The 18,345-nt window shown below is 26.4% G+C and carries 16 protein-coding genes and 1 pseudogene; 14 read left to right on the top strand and 3 right to left on the bottom strand.

What is annotated here, in order from left to right:
* Window positions 1-164 precede the first annotated feature (164 nt).
* The 8 genes from gltX (at window position 165) to rsmI (ending at window position 9,232) form a co-directional block, all read left to right on the top strand.
* Window positions 165-1,613: a glutamate--tRNA ligase gene (gene gltX, locus ACE38S_RS01025; RefSeq protein ID WP_374695977.1), complete on the top strand. Its 1,449-nt coding sequence runs from the start codon at window positions 165-167 to the stop codon at window positions 1,611-1,613.
* A gap of 124 nt (window positions 1,614-1,737) precedes the next feature.
* Entirely contained in the window at window positions 1,738-2,850 is a 1,113-nt protein-coding gene (locus ACE38S_RS01030; RefSeq protein ID WP_374695978.1) for an HD domain-containing protein, read from the top strand.
* Between the two features lie 18 nt (window positions 2,851-2,868).
* Window positions 2,869-3,405 (top strand): DNA-directed RNA polymerase subunit delta, encoded by a 537-nt coding sequence (gene rpoE / locus ACE38S_RS01035; RefSeq protein ID WP_374695979.1) that lies wholly within the window; start codon window positions 2,869-2,871, stop codon window positions 3,403-3,405.
* Window positions 3,406-3,499: 94 nt separating this feature from the next.
* Window positions 3,500-5,095, top strand: coding sequence for a CTP synthase (locus tag ACE38S_RS01040; RefSeq protein WP_374695980.1), 1,596 nt, complete (start codon window positions 3,500-3,502; stop codon window positions 5,093-5,095).
* A gap of 68 nt (window positions 5,096-5,163) precedes the next feature.
* Complete coding sequence (locus tag ACE38S_RS01045; RefSeq protein WP_374695981.1) at window positions 5,164-6,465, top strand: adenylosuccinate synthase; 1,302 nt, start codon at window positions 5,164-5,166, stop codon at window positions 6,463-6,465.
* Entirely contained in the window at window positions 6,465-7,757 is a 1,293-nt protein-coding gene (gene purB / locus ACE38S_RS01050; protein ID WP_374695982.1) for an adenylosuccinate lyase, read from the top strand. The genes ACE38S_RS01045 and purB overlap by 1 nt, the downstream gene beginning before the upstream one ends.
* A 14-nt stretch (window positions 7,758-7,771) precedes the next feature.
* On the top strand, window positions 7,772-8,341 hold the full coding sequence (gene pth, locus ACE38S_RS01055; RefSeq protein WP_374695983.1) for an aminoacyl-tRNA hydrolase: 570 nt from the start codon (window positions 7,772-7,774) through the stop codon (window positions 8,339-8,341).
* The gene (gene rsmI / locus ACE38S_RS01060) at window positions 8,342-9,232 is read left to right on the top strand and encodes a 16S rRNA (cytidine(1402)-2'-O)-methyltransferase (protein ID WP_374695984.1); all 891 of its coding nucleotides are present in this window, start codon (window positions 8,342-8,344) and stop codon (window positions 9,230-9,232) included.
* Between the two features lie 912 nt (window positions 9,233-10,144).
* Here the strand turns inward: rsmI and ACE38S_RS01065 are convergent.
* Window positions 10,145-11,135: pseudogene (locus ACE38S_RS01065) on the bottom strand (IS30 family transposase).
* 191 nt (window positions 11,136-11,326) lie between these two features.
* Between ACE38S_RS01065 and ACE38S_RS01070 the strand changes: the two are divergent.
* The 5 genes from ACE38S_RS01070 to ACE38S_RS01090 all read left to right on the top strand — a co-directional run bounded on the left by ACE38S_RS01070 (window position 11,327) and on the right by ACE38S_RS01090 (window position 15,238).
* The gene (locus ACE38S_RS01070) at window positions 11,327-11,524 is read left to right on the top strand and encodes a hypothetical protein (RefSeq protein ID WP_374695985.1); all 198 of its coding nucleotides are present in this window, start codon (window positions 11,327-11,329) and stop codon (window positions 11,522-11,524) included.
* A 50-nt stretch (window positions 11,525-11,574) separates the two neighbouring features.
* The gene (locus tag ACE38S_RS01075) at window positions 11,575-11,775 is read left to right on the top strand and encodes a hypothetical protein (protein ID WP_374695986.1); all 201 of its coding nucleotides are present in this window, start codon (window positions 11,575-11,577) and stop codon (window positions 11,773-11,775) included.
* 671 nt (window positions 11,776-12,446) lie between these two features.
* Window positions 12,447-13,397 carry an IS30 family transposase gene (locus tag ACE38S_RS01080; RefSeq protein ID WP_374695987.1) on the top strand — a complete coding sequence of 317 codons (951 nt, stop codon included), beginning with the start codon at window positions 12,447-12,449 and terminating at the stop codon, window positions 13,395-13,397.
* A gap of 109 nt (window positions 13,398-13,506) precedes the next feature.
* A complete protein-coding gene (locus ACE38S_RS01085; protein WP_374695988.1) occupies window positions 13,507-13,719 on the top strand; it encodes a hypothetical protein in 213 nt (70 codons plus the stop codon).
* Window positions 13,720-14,635: 916 nt separating this feature from the next.
* On the top strand, window positions 14,636-15,238 hold the full coding sequence (locus tag ACE38S_RS01090; protein WP_374695989.1) for an FMN-dependent NADH-azoreductase: 603 nt from the start codon (window positions 14,636-14,638) through the stop codon (window positions 15,236-15,238).
* A 141-nt stretch (window positions 15,239-15,379) separates the two neighbouring features.
* Here the strand turns inward: ACE38S_RS01090 and ACE38S_RS01095 are convergent, their stop codons facing one another.
* Window positions 15,380-15,652, bottom strand: a complete 273-nt coding sequence (locus ACE38S_RS01095; protein ID WP_374695990.1) for a hypothetical protein — start codon at window positions 15,650-15,652, stop codon at window positions 15,380-15,382.
* 241 nt (window positions 15,653-15,893) lie between these two features.
* A complete protein-coding gene (locus tag ACE38S_RS01100; protein WP_374695991.1) occupies window positions 15,894-16,844 on the bottom strand; it encodes an IS30 family transposase in 951 nt (316 codons plus the stop codon).
* Window positions 16,845-17,586: 742 nt separating this feature from the next.
* Between ACE38S_RS01100 and ACE38S_RS01105 the strand changes: the two genes are divergently transcribed.
* Window positions 17,587-18,273: a recombinase RecT gene (locus ACE38S_RS01105; protein ID WP_374695992.1), complete on the top strand. Its 687-nt coding sequence runs from the start codon at window positions 17,587-17,589 to the stop codon at window positions 18,271-18,273.
* Window positions 18,274-18,345: the final 72 nt, after the last annotated feature.

Consider the following 18,345-nt stretch of genomic DNA (forward strand, 5'->3'; position numbering starts at 1 on the left):
GCAATTAAAGTTAATTTACAAAAATTATTGCAAATTGATCATGACAAAATTAATTTAAAAACAATGATAACGGAACAAAATTTTCCAAATATTATTCAAAATTATACAACATTATTATTTTTGCCTAAAAGTAACGAAACAAAAAGGTAGAATGAGGGATTAAAATGAATCAAAAAGTTAGGTTACGTTATGCCCCAAGTCCAACGGGGTTTTTACATATTGGTAATGCGAGAACAGCATTATTTAATTATTTATTTGCGAAGCATTATCATGGTGTTTTTGTTGTGCGAATTGAAGATACCGATCTTAAACGGAATGTGGAAGGATCGGTTGCTTCACAATTAGATAATTTACTATGATTAGGAATTGAGCCAGATGAAACAATTGATAAACCAGGGGCTTATGGCTCATATCGCCAGTTAGAACGGTTAGAACTTTATCAAAAATATGCACAAGAGTTATTAACAATGAAAAAAGCATATTATTGTTTTTGCACGCCCGAAGAACTTGAAAAAAATCGGGAAGCGCAATTATCAAAAGAGCATCTTTCACCACACTACAATCGGAAATGTTGGAAATTAACACAAACCGTGATTGTAGAGAAATTATCACAGAAAATACCATATAATTTACGATTTTTTGTTCCTGATGAAGCAACCTATAATTTTAATGATTTAGTAAGGGGTGCTGTTCATTTTAAAGGAAAAGATTTGGGGGACTGGGTTATTTTAAAATCAAACAGAATTCCAACTTATAACTTTGCTGTTGTGATTGACGATATGTTAATGGAAATTAGTCATGTTGTGCGGGGAGAGGAACATATTTCAAATACGCCAAAACAATTAATGATTTATGAGGCATTTAAGGCCCAACCACCTGTTTTTGCCCACCTAACTTTAATTGTTAATGAACAACATAAGAAGTTATCAAAACGTGATGGTCATTTAATGCAATTTATTAGTCAATATCGGACATTTGGATATTTACCAGCGGCAATCTTTAATTTTATTAGTTTATTAGGTTGATCACCAATCGATACAACAGAAATTTTCAGTCACGATGAATTAATTAAAATCTTTGATGAAACCCGTTTTAGTAAATCACCAAGTATGTTTGATGTTAAGAAATTAACTTGAATAAATAATTATTATTTGAAACAAATGAGTGATGAAGAATATTTAGCTTTTGTTCGACCATTTTTAGCAGCGGAATATGACTTAACAAAAAAAACAGCTGCCTGAATAAATATGTTATTATTAATATATAAAAAAGAGTTGCAATATGGTACCGAAATTGTGGCTTTAGCAAAACCATTTTTTGAACCAATAACAAAGTTATCATCAGCGACGCAAGCAATGTTAACTAAATTAAGTGGTTATGAAGCAATGATAACAACTTTTAAAACAGGTTTGACGGATATTGCTGATTGAACAGAAATTAATATTAAAGAACTAATTACAAAAACGGGCGATCAATATGTTGTGAAAGGAAATAATTTATTTATGCCAATTCGAATTTTTACTTCTCATCAAGAACACGGACCAGAACTAACGAAGATTATTTATTTATTAGGGAAAGAACAAGTAATTAGTAATATTACTAAATTACAATAATACAACAACGAAACTACCACTAACAATTAGGGATAGTGTTCATGGCGATATTGAAATAAATGAAGAAATTACAGTTAAATTAATTAACACTCCCGAATTTCAACGATTACGACGTGTTAGCCAATTGGCTGGAGGACAATTTGTTTTTCCAAGTGCTTCTCATACGCGTTTTTCACATTGTATTGGTGTTTATCATCTTGTTGGTCAAATGTTGGAAACAGCAAGTTTTCAAGAAATGTATAATAAGCATGAACAATTGTTAGTTAAATTAGCAGGCTTATTGCATGATGTTGGCCACGGTCCTTTTTCTCATACCTTTGAAATAATTAATAAAGTAACAAAACAACACATTAGTCATGAAAATTATTCATCCTTATTAATTAAAAGTCCAACAACCAAACTTAATCAAATTTTAGCAGATGAATTTAGTCCAGAGGAAATTAATGAATTATGTATGATTATTGAAGGAAAACATCCTGATGGTGTTTTATCATCTTTAGTTTCTTCCCAATTAGATGCTGATCGGATGGACTACTTATTACGAGATGGGCAAATAAGTGGTGTTGACTATAGTCGTGTTGATACACAATGAATTATTCGTAACTTGTTTATTAAGGATAATAAAATTGTTTTCCCAGTAAAAGTCCAATATGCCATTGAATCATTTTTAATTGGTCGTTATCATATGTATAAACAAATTTATTTACACCCATTAGGAATTGGGTTTGATTTAACTTTTGAAATGATGTTTAAACGGTTATATGATTTGTATCACAGTAAACATCAGTTTAAGAACAAAGCAATTATTACTTTGTTAACACCGCTTTTGCAAGGTAAGATGATGAGTCCTAAACAATATTGTTTGTTAGATGATTATACTTTATTTACCTATTTAAAAATGTTAGAGAGTGAAAATGATGCGATTTTAGGTACTTTAATTAAAATGTTAACCAACCGGACATTTTTCCAAAAAATAAACCATGAGAAAAGAAATTTAGAAGAAATTAAAAATAATTTTATAAAAAAATATAAAAACCATTATAATTACTTTATGGTTGAATATAACTTAAAACCAGTTAAATTATATGATAGTTATACAAAACAAATTTATATTGATACATCATCAGGAATCAAATGCATTATGGATGTTTCGGAAGTCTTATCATTTAAAAATAATAGCAATAAGGCAACAACAACAATTTGATTTTCAATTAGGGAAAAATACGAAAACGATTAATAGGAAAGGTTTAAATTAATGAACAATAGTATAGAATTATTAAAATTAGTGTCTTTATATTTAAAGAAGAAAAAAAGAAGTGATACTTTTGAAAATATATGAAATGATATTGCATCAAAAAGTTATGTAACAGTTCATGGGTCAAGTAAGGAAGATGTTATTGCTGAATTATATACTGATTTAGTTTTAGATAATCGATTTGTTTTAACAAGTAAAGGTATGTGAGGATTGCGTGAGTTTTTAAAATACGATGAAATTAAAAAGCAATATGATTATACTGATAAATTTGAAACAACAGAAGAATTTGAAGATATTGATTTAAACAAAGAAGATGAAGAGGAAAGTGATAATGAAGAATCATTGATTGATGCTATTTATTTTGATGATATATTAGACGAAGAAGATAATGAGGAAGATGATTTTGTTGAAATAGAAGTTGAAAACGATTTAATTGCCAATGATTGTTTGATTTACGATGATGATGAAACAGTAGCATCTAAATTGGATATTACAGAAGAAATTAATTGAAAAGATCTTGAAGAAGAAATGGAATAAAATAATTAATACCAAATATTAAATAGTGTTAGAACTGACAATTACGTTAATTTCTAAACTCTTTTTAATTTAGGGACGAAAGGATGATAAAACAATGGCAAAATATATTTTTGTAACTGGCGGAGTTGTAAGTGGTTTAGGGAAAGGCATTACAGCGTCTTCAATTGGTGTTTTATTAAAAGCAAGTGGTCTAAATGTTTTTATGCAAAAATTTGACCCATATTTAAATATTGACCCCGGAACAATGAGTCCTTATCAACATGGGGAAGTTTTTGTAACAGCGGATGGTGCTGAAACAGATTTAGATTTAGGACATTATGAACGTTTTATTGATGAAAATTTAACAAAAGAATCAAATATTACCTCGGGACGAATTTATAAAAATGTGATTGAAAAAGAACGTCGTGGTGAATATGATGGGGAAACCGTACAAGTAGTGCCTCATGTTACGAATGAAATTAAAAAGAAAGTTTATCATGCAGCAGCAACATCAAAAGCTGATATTGTTATTACGGAGATTGGTGGTACTGTTGGTGATATTGAATCATTACCTTTTATTGAAGCAATTCGACAAGTTCGAATGGAACAAGGACGTGAAAATGTTATTTATATGCATGTTTCATTGGTTCCTTATATTGCGGCATCAAAAGAATCAAAAACAAAACCAACCCAACATTCTGTACGGGAATTATTGTCATTGGGAATTCAACCAGATATTGTTGTGGCCCGGGCAGAACAAGTTCTTGATGAAAATGTAATCGAAAAGATTGCTTTATTTTGCAATATTGAAAAAAGTAATGTTTTAGTTGCAAATGATGTGGCTAGTATTTATGAAATACCATTAAAGATGTATGAGCAAAATGCCCAAATAGTAATTGTTAAATTATTAAATTTAAAAATTACCAAAACGGATATGACTGCCTGAAACCTTTTTGTTAAAAAAATTAACCAGTCAAAACAGAAAATTGAAATTAAAATAGTTGGGAAATATATCGAACTTCCCGATGCTTATTTGTCGGTTAGTGAGTCATTACGAATTGCTGGTTATGAAAATAAAGTTAAAATTAAATTTGACTGAATTAAAGCAGAGAAAGTAAATAAAAATAATTATCAACAATTATTTAAAAATGCGCAAGGGATTTTAGTTCCTGGTGGTTTTGGCGAACGTGGCTTTGAAGGTAAAATCTTAGCTTGTCAATTTGCCCGTGAAAATAACATTCCATTTTTTGGGATTTGTTTTGGGATGCAAGCGGCTGTTGTTGAATTTGCACGAAATGTATGTCGCATTGCAGATGCTAATTCTTCGGAATTAACAGAAACAAAAAATGCTATTATTGATATTATTCGGTGAAAAGATAAAACCGATGAATTAGGAGGCACATTACGCCTTGGGAATTATAAGACAACATTAATAGCAAATACTTTAGCGCAGCAATTGTATCAGGGGAATGATGTGTTAGAACGCCATCGTCATCGTTATGAATTTAATAATTATTATCGTGCGCAATTAGAAGCAGCAGGATTAGTATTTAGTGGTTTTTATAAGGAGAAAAACTTAGTGGAAGTAATTGAACTTCCCCACCATCCGTTTTATTTGGCAACGCAATATCATCCCGAATTTACTTCCCGTCCAAATAAACCAAACCCATTATTTAATGGTTTTGTGCAATCAGTAATTAAAAATAAATAAAATGAAAAATTTGAAAAATTAGGTTAATTTATATTAAGATTAAACCGTAGAAAGATTGGAGATAAGTTATGAGTGGTATAAATTATCGAACACTAGCAGTTGTTGGTTGTCAATGAGGAGATGAAGGGAAAGGAAAAGTTACGGATTATTTTGCACAACAAGCTGATGTGATTGTTCGTTGAACTGGCGGTGACAATGCTGGCCATACAATTGTTATTAAAGGTGCAAAATATAAATTAAGTATTGTGCCATCAGGTGTTTTCAATAAGAAATCAATTAATGTTATTGGAAATGGTTGTGTTATTAACTTACGAAAATTAGTCGGTGAAATTAATTATTTGCAAAAATATGGTTTTGATTGTAAAAACTTACGAATTAGTGATAGGACCCATTTAATTTTTCCATATCATATGAAAATTGATGAGTTACAAGAAGAATATCGGCAAAAAGATTCAATTGGGACAACTAAAAAAGGTGTCGGACCGTGTTATCAAGATAAAGCCGAACGAATTGGGATTAGATTAGGAGAGCTGTTTGATGAGGAGGAATTTTTACGCAAATTAGAAAATAATTTAAAATTTAAAAATGAAGTTTTAATAAAAGTTTTTAATAGTGAGGGTTTCGATCCAAAAGTAATTTGAAAAGAATATTTAGCCTTATTTCAACAAATTAAAACTTTAGTAATCGATACTTCAATTTTAGTTTCTAAGGCAATTAATATGCATCAAAAAGTGCTATTTGAAGGAGCCCAAGGGGTAATGCTTGATTTAGACCACGGAACTTATCCTTTTGTTACTTCATCAAATCCAACGGCGGCTTCAATTCCTGTTGGAGTTGGGATTGCCCCCTGTTATATTAATAATGTGTTAGGAATTGTTAAAGCATATAATACTCGGGTTGGAACAGGACCATTTCCATCGGAAATTTTCGGGGAAGTTGAAACATATATTCGTGAAAACGGACATGAATATGGAACTGTCTCAGGACGAGCTCGTCGGATTGGTTGGTTTGACGGGATTTTAATGAAACATTCATTACGTATTAGTGGCTATACTAGCATAGCAATTATGTTGTTAGATGTTTTAAGCACAATTAAAGAATTAAAAATTTGTGTTGGTTATGAATATAATGGTAAACAAATTGATTATGTTCCAAGCACGATTAAAGAATATGAAATGTGTAAACCAATTTTAATTACGATTCCTGGTTGAGAAGAAGATATTAGTAATGTTATCACCTTTGAACAGTTGCCTCCTAATGCGCAACAGTATTTAATGAAACTAGAAGAAATTGTTGGGGTTCCGATTAGCTTATTTTCTGTTGGTCCTGATCGTGAACAAACTATTTTAATGAATAAGGATATTTTCTAATGATTGAACGTTATTTTGTTCCAGAGATTGGCGCAATTTGAAATGATGATAATAAACATAAGATTTGAGCAAAAGTAGAATTATTAGTTTGTGAGGGATGGGGGCAGGTAGGATTAATTCCACACGATGATATTGCTAAAATTAAAGCTAATTTAACAATAAATTTACCCCGAATGGCGGAATTAGAAGCAGAAACAAAGCATGATGTTGTTGCTTTTACCCGAGTGTTATCTGAAACATTAGGACCAGAAAAAAAATGAATTCATTATGGTTTAACATCAACTGATATTGTTGATACTAGTCAAAATTATTTAATGAAAGAATCAAACAAAATTGTTGAAAAATATTTATTAGAATTAAAAGCGATTTTAAAAGAAAAAGCTTTGGCTTATAAAAATCAATTAATTATGGGGCGTACACATGGAATGTTTGCTGAACCAACCTCGTTAGGATTGAAGTTTTTACTTTGGTATGCGGAATTAGAACGAAATATAATTAGGTTTCAAGCAGCTTCCACGGGAATTGCTGTTGCGAAAATATCGGGATCTGTTGGTAATTTTGCCCATGTTGAAGTGGGAGTAGAGGCATACGTTGCGAAACAATTAGGTTTAAAGATTGATTCAATTACAACGCAAGTAACATCACGAGATTACCATGTTTCATTATTTACTAGTTTTGGACAAATTGCAAGTTTACTAGAGAAAATGGCGCTTGAGTTTCGGCATTTCCAACGCTCAGAAGTTAGTGAAATTGTCGAAGGATTTAGCAAAAAACAAAAAGGGTCATCATCAATGCCTCATAAAAAGAATCCTATTAGTGCTGAAAACATTGCTGGATTAGGTCGTTTGATTCGTAGTAATATGAATGTTACTTTTGAAAATAATTTGTTATGACACGAACGTGATATTTCCCATAGTAGTAATGAACGAATTATTATTCCTGATACATATCACTTGGTGGTTTATCTCTTGAAACGGGTGATTGGAGTTATTAATGATTTAGTTGTTATTACTGATAAAATTATTGAACATTTACAACAAGCTAATAAAATTTATTTTAGTCAGGTTGTTTTAACAAATATTTTACAAATAACAAATTATTCTCGCGAAGAAGTCTATGATTTTATTCAAAAATGTACTTTAATTACACAACAACAACAAACTGATTTTAAAGATGTTTTAATTGAAAATAATGTGGCAAAATATTTACCATTGTCAAAATTAGAGAAATTATTTGATAACAATTATTTTTTGCGGAATGTTGAAAAAATTTATCAAAGAGTGTTAAAGTAAAAAGTAGCGAAATTATGAAGTTAATTGTGGGTTTGGGTAATAAAAGTAGGGAATATACTTATACAAGACATAATATTGGTTTTTTGGCAGTTGATAAATTGGTGCATAAATTTAATTTAGTAAAACAGAAAAATGCTTTTAATGCTTTTTTATGAGAGACAACCATTAACAATGAAAAAGTTATTTTTTGTCAACCACAAACATTTATGAATTTAAGTGGGGTTGCGGTTAGTCAAATTAAACAATTTTATAAATTATCTTATGAGGATATTATTGTGATTTATGATGATAAGGATCTTCCTTTTAATACTATTAAGTTAAAAAAGAATGGTTCAAATGCCGGACATAATGGAATTAAAAATTTAATTCAAAAATTAGGTAGTGATAATTTTTACCGGATTCGCTTAGGAATTGGGAAAGATTTCCAAATTACAACCCGGAACTGAGTTTTAGGGAAGTTTCCTACTGACCAATTAACGGTTATTGAGCATGATTTGTTAGAAAGGGTTTATATAATTATCGTCCAGCATTTAATTAAAGGCGATAATTTTGATAAATTAATGAGTCTTTATAATGGTAAATAAATGATAAACAAAATTAAACAATATAGCTTTAAAAGTAATAATCCAAAACTGTATTTAATTGCAACGCCAATTGGTAATTTACAAGAAATGACCCCGCGAGCAATTGCTGTTATTAAAAATGATGTTCAAAAAATTTATTGTGAAGACACCCGTAATACTCTTAAACTATTGAATTATTTTGATTGTAAAAAGAAATTAGTTTCTTTAAATAAAGAAAATGAAATGCATCGTTTAACCGAAATGTTGGATGATTTAGCTCAAAATTTATCAATTGCAATTATTAGTGATTCGGGTTATCCATTGATTAGCGATCCGGGATACTGTGCTGTTCAACATATTATAACACATTATTCCTCCTCCTATGATGTTGTGCCGGTTAGTGGAGCGAACGCGGCGCTAAATGCCATTGTTAGTTCAGGTCTTAACCCCCAACATTTTTTGTTCTTTGGTTTTTTAAATAAAGCAAAAGCAAAAAAAGCTCAGGAGTTAGAGGAATTAATATTATTTCCATATCCAGTTATTTTTTATGAAGCACCACACCGATTATTAGTAACGCTAGCTCTTATGAAAAACGTTTTTGACGATCGCCAAATTGCGGTGGGAAAAGAAATTACCAAAATTAATGAACAATGATATCGCGGTCTTTTAAGTGATGTTATTGTTTTTTTACAACAAGAAGAATATTTAGCTTTTGGAGAATATGTGATTGTTGTTGATGGTTTTATTGCCCCTGTACAAGCAGTGGTGGCAGATGAAATTTTAATTGCTGAAATTGAACAATTAATTATCAAACAAAATTATCGGGTTAAACAAGCAATTGATTTGGTTGCCAATAAATATAAAATTAGTAAAAATATTTTATACAATAAGTATCATCAGCAGAAGGAGTAAGATTGCACAAACAGAATGCATTAAACATTTAATTTTTTATAGGATTATCTTTAATTTTGAAAAAATTAAATTACTGTTAAATTATTTTTTATAGTTTATTTTATTATCAATTTAATTGGTTAAATTATTTATGATATTTTGTTGGTTGATGAATTTTCCAAACTGATTTTTTTAATTTATATTTTTTTCCTTAAGGGGATTAATTTATTTTACAAAATTAAGATTTTGTCGCTTTGTTACTAATCATCTTTTCTTATTATACATTTTATTTGCTGCTTTGTTAACATTTTTATTTTTTACTTTAGGAATGGTAATGGGTGACTATAACAAGAGGTGCTGGTAGTTGGAATAATATGACAATTTATTGAATTAGTACGGTTGCTCAGCGCTGATTTTGCTCTATTATTTTTTTGTTTTATTTTTGTATTTTAAGGGAAAAAGAATTTACAATTTACAATTTTATTAATAAAACTTTTAAATAACATAATTATCAAGTTATTAATACATAGCATTCATTATTATAATGATGTATCAGCACTAGATACCTTCTGACCGTTGCTTGCAATAAATCCTAAGAAAAAATAATATTTTGTTTCATAATAAACTTAGTTTTTGTCAGTATTATCCTCTATGTTATGCCGTTGAAAAACATTTAGTAAAAATGGTGTTGTATTAGTATGGTTACTGATGGTTATGACCAAAGGAATTAACGGAAAAAAATTTTTATAATTTTATAAAAGGCATTGTGTAGATACAAACGGCAAATTTATATATTGTTTAGTTAATAATAAAATATTTTTAATAAATTGCAACCATTTTTTCAAAAAAAAAAAATAAATTTTTGTAATTTCATCTTATTTTAAGTACATTTAAGCACGATAAAAATAATTTATTAATTTTAAACTAATAAATTTATTTAATATTTTGTAAAAACATTGCTTTTGCAATTATTCAAGTAAAACACGATTCAAGTTTATCATTTATAACATTAACTATTCAATCTATCATTTTTTGACTAACATTATTAAAATCAGTTCCCTTAGGAAGTCAATATCTAAATTCGCTGTTCATATGTTCAATTAATTGTTTTTGTTGTGGTTTAACCAGGATCACAAAAATAAACTTGTGTTTCAGTAAATATTTCCATTTCTCTTCATTTACTAAATTCTTTGCCCTATCGGTTATTATTCCTTTAATTTTCCAAATTAAATTATTACTTATAACAATATCTTTAAACTTTTCTACAACTTCATTAGCAGTATGATTTTTAAATTTCATTACAAAGTATTTTTACTTGATTGTGTTCAATTGTTCAACTAAAATTAAATTACTAAATTGATGATCTTTATCAACTACAGTATCCATTTTAAATAAACCAACATTAGAAATTTTATTTTCAATATCTCAAATTGATTTAAAATTAATTAATTTTCCACTATTATCAGGTTTTTGTTTTGTTTTATATTTTTTACCACGATGAGGCAAATTTTCTTTTATTAATTATAATTTTCCTAAGAGAATTAATTTATATAAAATTTTAACACAAGCAGAAAATTTGACACCAAATTTTATAAAATAACGATAAATCAATTGTTCGAGTTTATCGTGGTATTTATTAAATATTGTTTTAATAAAATCTAACTGCTTTTTTGTAAATTAAGGTATTTTTTTAATACATTTTTTTACGCTTTTGTTTATAATCTTTGTGAGCATCTGATGGTTTATAATCTTGTATATTTTTAAATCGCTTAATTTCTCTTTTAACAGTGTTAATTCCACAACCAATTTGTCTTGCTATTTCTGATAAATTAATCGCACCATTTTTCTTTTTAAAAGCATCAGATAACAATAAATTCTTAAAAAAATCTCGTTCATCAAATATTAAATTTTTAAATTTTTTCATTTTTATACAAATTCTCTTCATTTTTTCTTATAATGTATTATATGTAAAATAAAGAGGTTAATAAATATGCAAGAATTTAGCAATATTAACAATAAAAACGAGTTAATAGTTATAAACATTTAAATAAAAAATATAATTGCAATTTTAGTGACTATAATTTTGGTTTTGATTGAGAAGTATTTAAATATTTTGTGGGAGATAATTATGCTCGATATTTTACTTCACCCTGTTTTTTTAAATTTGTTTCAGCAGGGCGTGGTACTAATAAAACATGAAATCATTTAGCAGAAAAGTTATTTTTTGCTTGTAATTTTACTGATGCTTCGTTGATCATTTTACGAAGATACACCAATACCACGAAGATACGACATTTGGTGATACCATATTAATGTCTGTAATTATCTATATGATAAATATGGGGTTGATATCGAACCTGATAATGGAAACGGGGGTTAATTTTTGACCGAAAAATGTTAAAGAGGGTGGTGAAATTGTTTTTCCTAGTGGTATTCGCATTACTTTTGCGGGATATGCGAATGGCAATAAAATTATGGGGAAAGTTGGTAAAGGCAGTGGTATTATCTCAGCTTGAACTGATAAAATGATCCATGCTGAAAAAAAAGAAGAAAGAAATACTTAAGAGTGCACCCAAAAAAGTAAGTAAAATAAAAAATATTTTATTAAATTTTTATAAAGGGTGCATTTTATATGGCAAGAAAATAACAAAAATATAACAAATATACATCAGAATTTAGAACAAAAATCATTGAGGAAATTAAACAAAAAAAGTTGTTGAATAGCAGCAAAACAATGTAATCTAAATGAAAATACAGCAAGATCTTAATGAGTAAATCATAAAAAAAGGAAATTAAACAACCATAAATGATCTAAAATATCTTTTACCAAAAGAGTTTTTTAATATAATAAAAAAGAGTATTAATTATTAAAAAACTCCATGACTTTTACAATTAAACAAATTAATAATCGTCTATTTTATTAAACAAAATTGTTGTGAATATTAAATAAAATTATTACTAGAAATAACAGGGTTAAAACGTAGTTATTGAGGTAAATATAAAAATTATGACAGTAGCAAAAAAAATAAAAAAGCAATAAATGATATTGTAAAAGTCTATGAATAAAATTTAAAACAATTTGGATATCGAAGAATTACTAAATATTTAAATGAAGATTATGATATAAGCTAAATTATACTTGTAAGTGCAAGTAAATAAAATTGCAAAAAATTTAATATAAAAATTTCATGATGCTAAGTTTATTTTAGAAAAATTAAAGCAAGGAGTTTTTTATATGGGATATAAACATCTTGGCATAGATGAAAGAATTTATATTGAGAATCAATTGAAATTTAAATTAAAAATTAGTGAAATAGCTAAAAATCTTAATCGAAGTATTAGTACTATTATTCGAGAAGTTAATAGAAATAAAGATAATAATCATTATTTTTCATTAATTGCACAAAATAAAGCAGAAAATAGAAAACAATCACATGTTTATTTTCATAAGTTTAAAAATAGAGAATTAGTAAAATATGTACAACAAAAATTATTATTAGGTTGATCGCCTGAACAAATTTATGGAAGAATTAAAAATTTTCATAAAGAATGAATTATTAGTTTTAAAACAATTTACAATTGAATTTATTCTGGATTACTTGAAAAGGTTACTAATAAAAATTTAAGAAGAAAAGGTAAGAAACGAAAATCTCAAGAAAATCGCGGTAAATTTAATGGTAAATCAATTAAAGAACGAAATGTTAATGTTAATAATCGCATAACTGTTGGCCATTGAGAGGGTGATACTATAGCATCATCGCGAGGTAAAAGTAAATCATGTTTAATAACTTTAGTTGAAAGAACATCAAGATTTACTTTAGCAATGTTAGTTGAAAATAGAACTACTAAAGTTATTAACGAAAACATTAGCCATTATTTATCAATTCTTCCAAATAATCTTGTTAAAACTATAACATTTGATAGAGGTAAAGAATTTGCTAATTGACAACAACTTGAAAAAAATTTAAATGTGAAAATTTATTTTGCTAATGCATATTCACCCTGACAAAGAGGTACTAATGAAAATACTAATGGGTTAATTAGAGAAAAATTTCCTAAAAAATTTAATTTTTCAAATACCACGAAAAATGCAGTTCATAAATTTATATTGTCTTTAAACCATAGACCAAGAAAAATACTAAATTATCTTTCACCAATCGAATATTTGGTTAGAAAAATAATTTAGTTGCACTTAACTTTACAATTAGGCATAAAATATAATTCAAAAAAAAGTTTTAATAATTATGATTCATAATCAAATATAACCTGAATATATAAGAAAAATGAGAAGAAAAATGAAGTATAAACAGAATAAAGAAAAAAGTTTATTGCAATATCTTGATTTAATTAATCGTAAATTAAACGATATAAAAACAAGGTTTTTAGTACTATATACTGATGTAACATATTTAATTTGAAAAAGAGAAAGATATTATCAATCAACAATTATTGATAAATATACTAAAGAAATAGTTGATGTAAAGTGATCTAAATATATACAACAATAAATTAGTAATAGATAATTTAAATTATGCAATTAATAAAATAAAATTGATAAAAAAAGATCTGAATGGAATAATAATTAACTAAGATCACGGATATCAATATAAATTCGCCATTTATCACGATAAATGTTTATCTAACGGTATTATAATTTCAATAAGGAAAAAATACCACTATGAAGATAATATTGTTATAGAAAGTTTTCATTCATTATTTAAGAAAGCTACAATCAATAAGAAAATATATAATTAACACGAATAATATATAAAAGATGTTATGAAATGAAATAATTTATATTCAAACCGTAAAGAAAAAGATATACTAAAAAATAGTAAATAATTTTTATTAGTATTTAATAAAAAGGTGCACTGTTATAAACTACTTTTTATTTTTTTATTAATTTTTATTAGTTTATTTATTTGATAATAAATCATGATTATTAGGTAATAATTTAAAATTTGGTTGTTTTTCTTCTGTTTAATTATTGTCATTTTTCAATAATTTTGGACGGCAATTTTTATAACTTAATTTAAATATGTTTACTAACTGAATCAAAATCTAGTATTTAAACTTCAATTTCATCATCAACATCAAAAAAATCTGATGTCTTTGATAAATAAATTGGAAAATTAACTAATATGAATTAAATCTACCGCATATTTTATTTCACAAAAAGTACCAAAGGGTGTTATATTTGCTATTTTAACAATAACTTTGCTTTTTTATTATACATAATATTTTTTTCTCTTTTTCATTGCTATAATTTTTTTATTAAAATACTAAAAATCATTTGCTATTTTTAAAAATTTATCAAAATTTACAAATTATTAAAAATTATCATCTTAATGTATTATTATTGTTATTATCAAACAGATTATATTATAAATTATGATAAAATAAAACAAGAAAGGGAAGATAATCATGGCAAATAAAGTATTAGTAATTTATGGAACAGTTATACCAAATGAAAAATCATATTCAAGGACTTTAGCAGCCCGTTTTATTAAATATTATAAAGTTGACAATCCAAAAGATGAAATTATTAATTTAGATCTAAATGATGATCCAATGGCTGTTAAAACACTTACACGAGATAACTTTGGAACTTTTTTTAATACAGAGGATACTGATGTTTATATTAACCAATTAAAAGAAGTCCAAAAAGTTATTGTTGTATGTTCAATGAATAATTTTAATGTTTCAGGCTTAATGAAAAATTATTTAGATCACGTGTTAGTTGTTGATAAAACATTTTCTTATAAATATTCGAAAAAATGGGGTGCAATTGGGTTATTACCCCATTTAAAAGTTCAAATTTTAACAACCCAAGGGGCACCTTTTGGGTGATACCCTTGAGGAAATTACACTGAATATTTAAAAGGAACATGAGAATTTGTTGGCGCAAGCGTTAATCAACCAATCCTTGTAGCAGGAACAAAAGTGGCCCCAACAAACTCTCTAACGCCAGATGAATTAATTGACCAATATGATGAAGAAATTAAAAAAATTGTTAAAACTTTTTAATAATAAACAAATAAAAACTCAACAACATTTGAGTTTTTATTTGTTTATTTTAATCAAAAATATAAAAACTAATATAATAACCTGGCAGTATTGTAAATAATAAATTTGGGTCTTGTCTTATTTTGATAAAAAACTAATAATTTATTGTACTCAAACAAAAGTTATTATTTGATGAACCACTTTGATTAAATCAATACCAACACCATCGCTTTGATCATATGATGGAATATTTCAAACACATCATTGTGAAATTAATAATGAAGCAACAATTCCAACGAAAGTTGCAATTTCTGGAATTTTACTCAATAATGTTACTATAACTCCTCCGACTGATCTTAAACCACTTTTAACTTTTGCTAACAAATTATTATTTAAGTATAAGTGTGAATAAACAAAATAATAATTTTTAGTCATTTATTCCATCTTTTAAGGTTTTAATACGTACTAGATTCGTTTTTTATTTGTTATTATTTTGATAAAATTTTTGATATGTTATTCTTACTTTCTTTATAATTATATTTTATTTGAAAGTCCACATAAATATGATCCAACTTATTGTAACCTATCAAACCATTATAGTTTAAAGCATCATTTTTAATTTTTTTATTAAAAGCATAATTTTATTTTATACGCCTAATTGTAAAGTTAAGTGCAACTAAATTATTTTTCTAACCAAATATTCGATTGGTGAAAGATAATTTAGTATTTTTCTTGGTCTATGGTTTAAAGACAATATAAATTTATGAACTGCATTTTTCGTGGTATTTGAAAAATTAAATTTTTTAGGAAATTTTTCTCTAATTAACCCATTAGTATTTTCATTAGTACCTCTTTGTCAGGGTGAATATGCATTAGCAAAATAAATTTTCACATTTAAATTTTTTTCAAGTTGTTGTCAATTAGCAAATTCTTTACCTCTATCAAATGTTATAGTTTTAACAAGATTATTTGGAAGAATTGATAAATAATGGCTAATGTTTTCGTTAATAACTTTAGTAGTTCTATTTTCAACTAACATTGCTAAAGTAAATCTTGATGTTCTTTCAACTAAAGTTATTAAACATGATTTACTTTTACCTCGCGATGATGCTATAGTATCACCCTCTCAATGGCCAACAGTTATGCGATTATTAACATTAACATTTCGTTCTTTAATTGATTTACCATTAAATTTACCGCGATTTTCTTGAGATTTTCGTTTCTTACCTTTTCTTCTTAAATTTTTATTAGTAACCTTTTCAAGTAATCCAGAATAAATTCAATTGTAAATTGTTTTAAAACTAATAATTCATTCTTTATGAAAATTTTTAATTCTTCCATAAATTTGTTCAGGCGATCAACCTAATAATAATTTTTGTTGTACATATTTTACTAATTCTCTATTTTTAAACTTATGAAAATAAACATGTGATTGTTTTCTATTTTCTGCTTTATTTTGTGCAATTAATGAAAAATAATGATTATTATCTTTATTTCTATTAACTTCTCGAATAATAGTAATAATACTTCGATTAAGATTTTTAGCTATTTCACTAATTTTTAATTTAAATTTCAATTGATTCTCAATATAAATTCTTTCATCTATGCCAAGATGTTTATATCCCATATAAAAAACTCCTTGCTTTAATTTTTCTAAAATAAACTTAGCATCATGAAATTTTTATATGAAATTTTTTGCAATTTTATTTACTTGCACTTACAAGTATAATTTAGCTAATAAAAAATTTTAAAAATGAATTAAATCTAATTAGAATTAACATTATTAATTTAGAAAAAGTACTTAAAAATAATAAAATTGAAATTAAAAATAGTTTAATACAAATTCAATATTTAAAACAACAACAGTTTATTTAAACTAAAAAACAAAAACAAGAAAATAGGGTTGAATATGTTAATAATTTAACATTTAATCTGATATGGGTTTAGACATGGATCAAATTGAAGATGAAAGTTTGTGTTATGGGAAGATGTAACAAAAATTGAGTAAGAATTAGAAAAAAATATTAGTAAATTTCGGAAAGAAAAATTATTAGTTAAAGATATTGATATATTAGGTATTAATAATTTTTTTTTGCAAAAAACCGATAAATTAGAACTTATTAATCTTATTAAAAACTATTTAATTGTTGATGAACAAATTGTTAAAAACGAAATTAAAAAATAATGAGATAGTAATAAAGATATTAATAATATTGGAGTTAACGGAATTAAATTTAAAATAAATAAAGGAGAAAAATAAAATGACAAATTAATTACAACGGTATATTAAAGGTGCAATTATTAAATATGAATTAAAAGTTAATGAGAAATTCTTAAAAGAAAATATTTTAGCACTCGAAGAATTAAAAATGAAAAAAGGACAAAGTTATTTACAATTAATTAATAATGCAGATAATGTTAAAATTACAGCCTTAGGAATTATTAAATTAAGTAATAAAGGTTTAATTTTTGGAAAAGATTTTAATATTATTCCATTTAAAAATAAATTAACTACTATTATTGACAGTAAAGTTTATTGTAAAATAATTGAAGAAGCAGGATATAGTCCAAGAAAATCTATTATATTTAAAAATGAAAAATTTGAATGTGATACTATAAATTATTGCTTAAAAATTAATGAGATTAATTTTAATGCAAATACCAGTGATTATAATGAAATTATTGGTGCTTATGATTTCGGTGTTAATCGTTTAACTGGTGAAATAAAAGGAATTTTATTAAGAAAAGCCGATATTGACCGTTTAAAAAATAGTAGTTCAAGTGGAAATAGTGAATATTCACCTTGAAATAAATGACCAAAAGAAATGGTTGAAGCAAAATTATATCGTAAATTAGCCCAAGAATTAGTTATATATATTACTGACATTGATTTAGATGAAAAAGAAATAAAAGAAGATGGTAATTTTGATTATATACCTTTTAATGATATTACTGTCGCCAAAAATAAGGGGCAGATGAGTGATGAACACTTGTTAAATAACCCCCCTTTTTCCACAACAATCTTATACAAAAGAAATAGCGGACACAAACAATAATGTAGTTAAAGAAGAAGATATTTATAATTTAGTACCAGTAGTTAATAATAACAACGATGAGGATTGAGTAAC

Origin of the sequence: Spiroplasma endosymbiont of Polydrusus formosus, assembly GCF_964263245.1 — a bacterium.
In the GTDB taxonomy this organism is placed as follows: Bacteria; Bacillota_I; Bacilli_A; order Mycoplasmatales; family Mycoplasmataceae; genus Spiroplasma.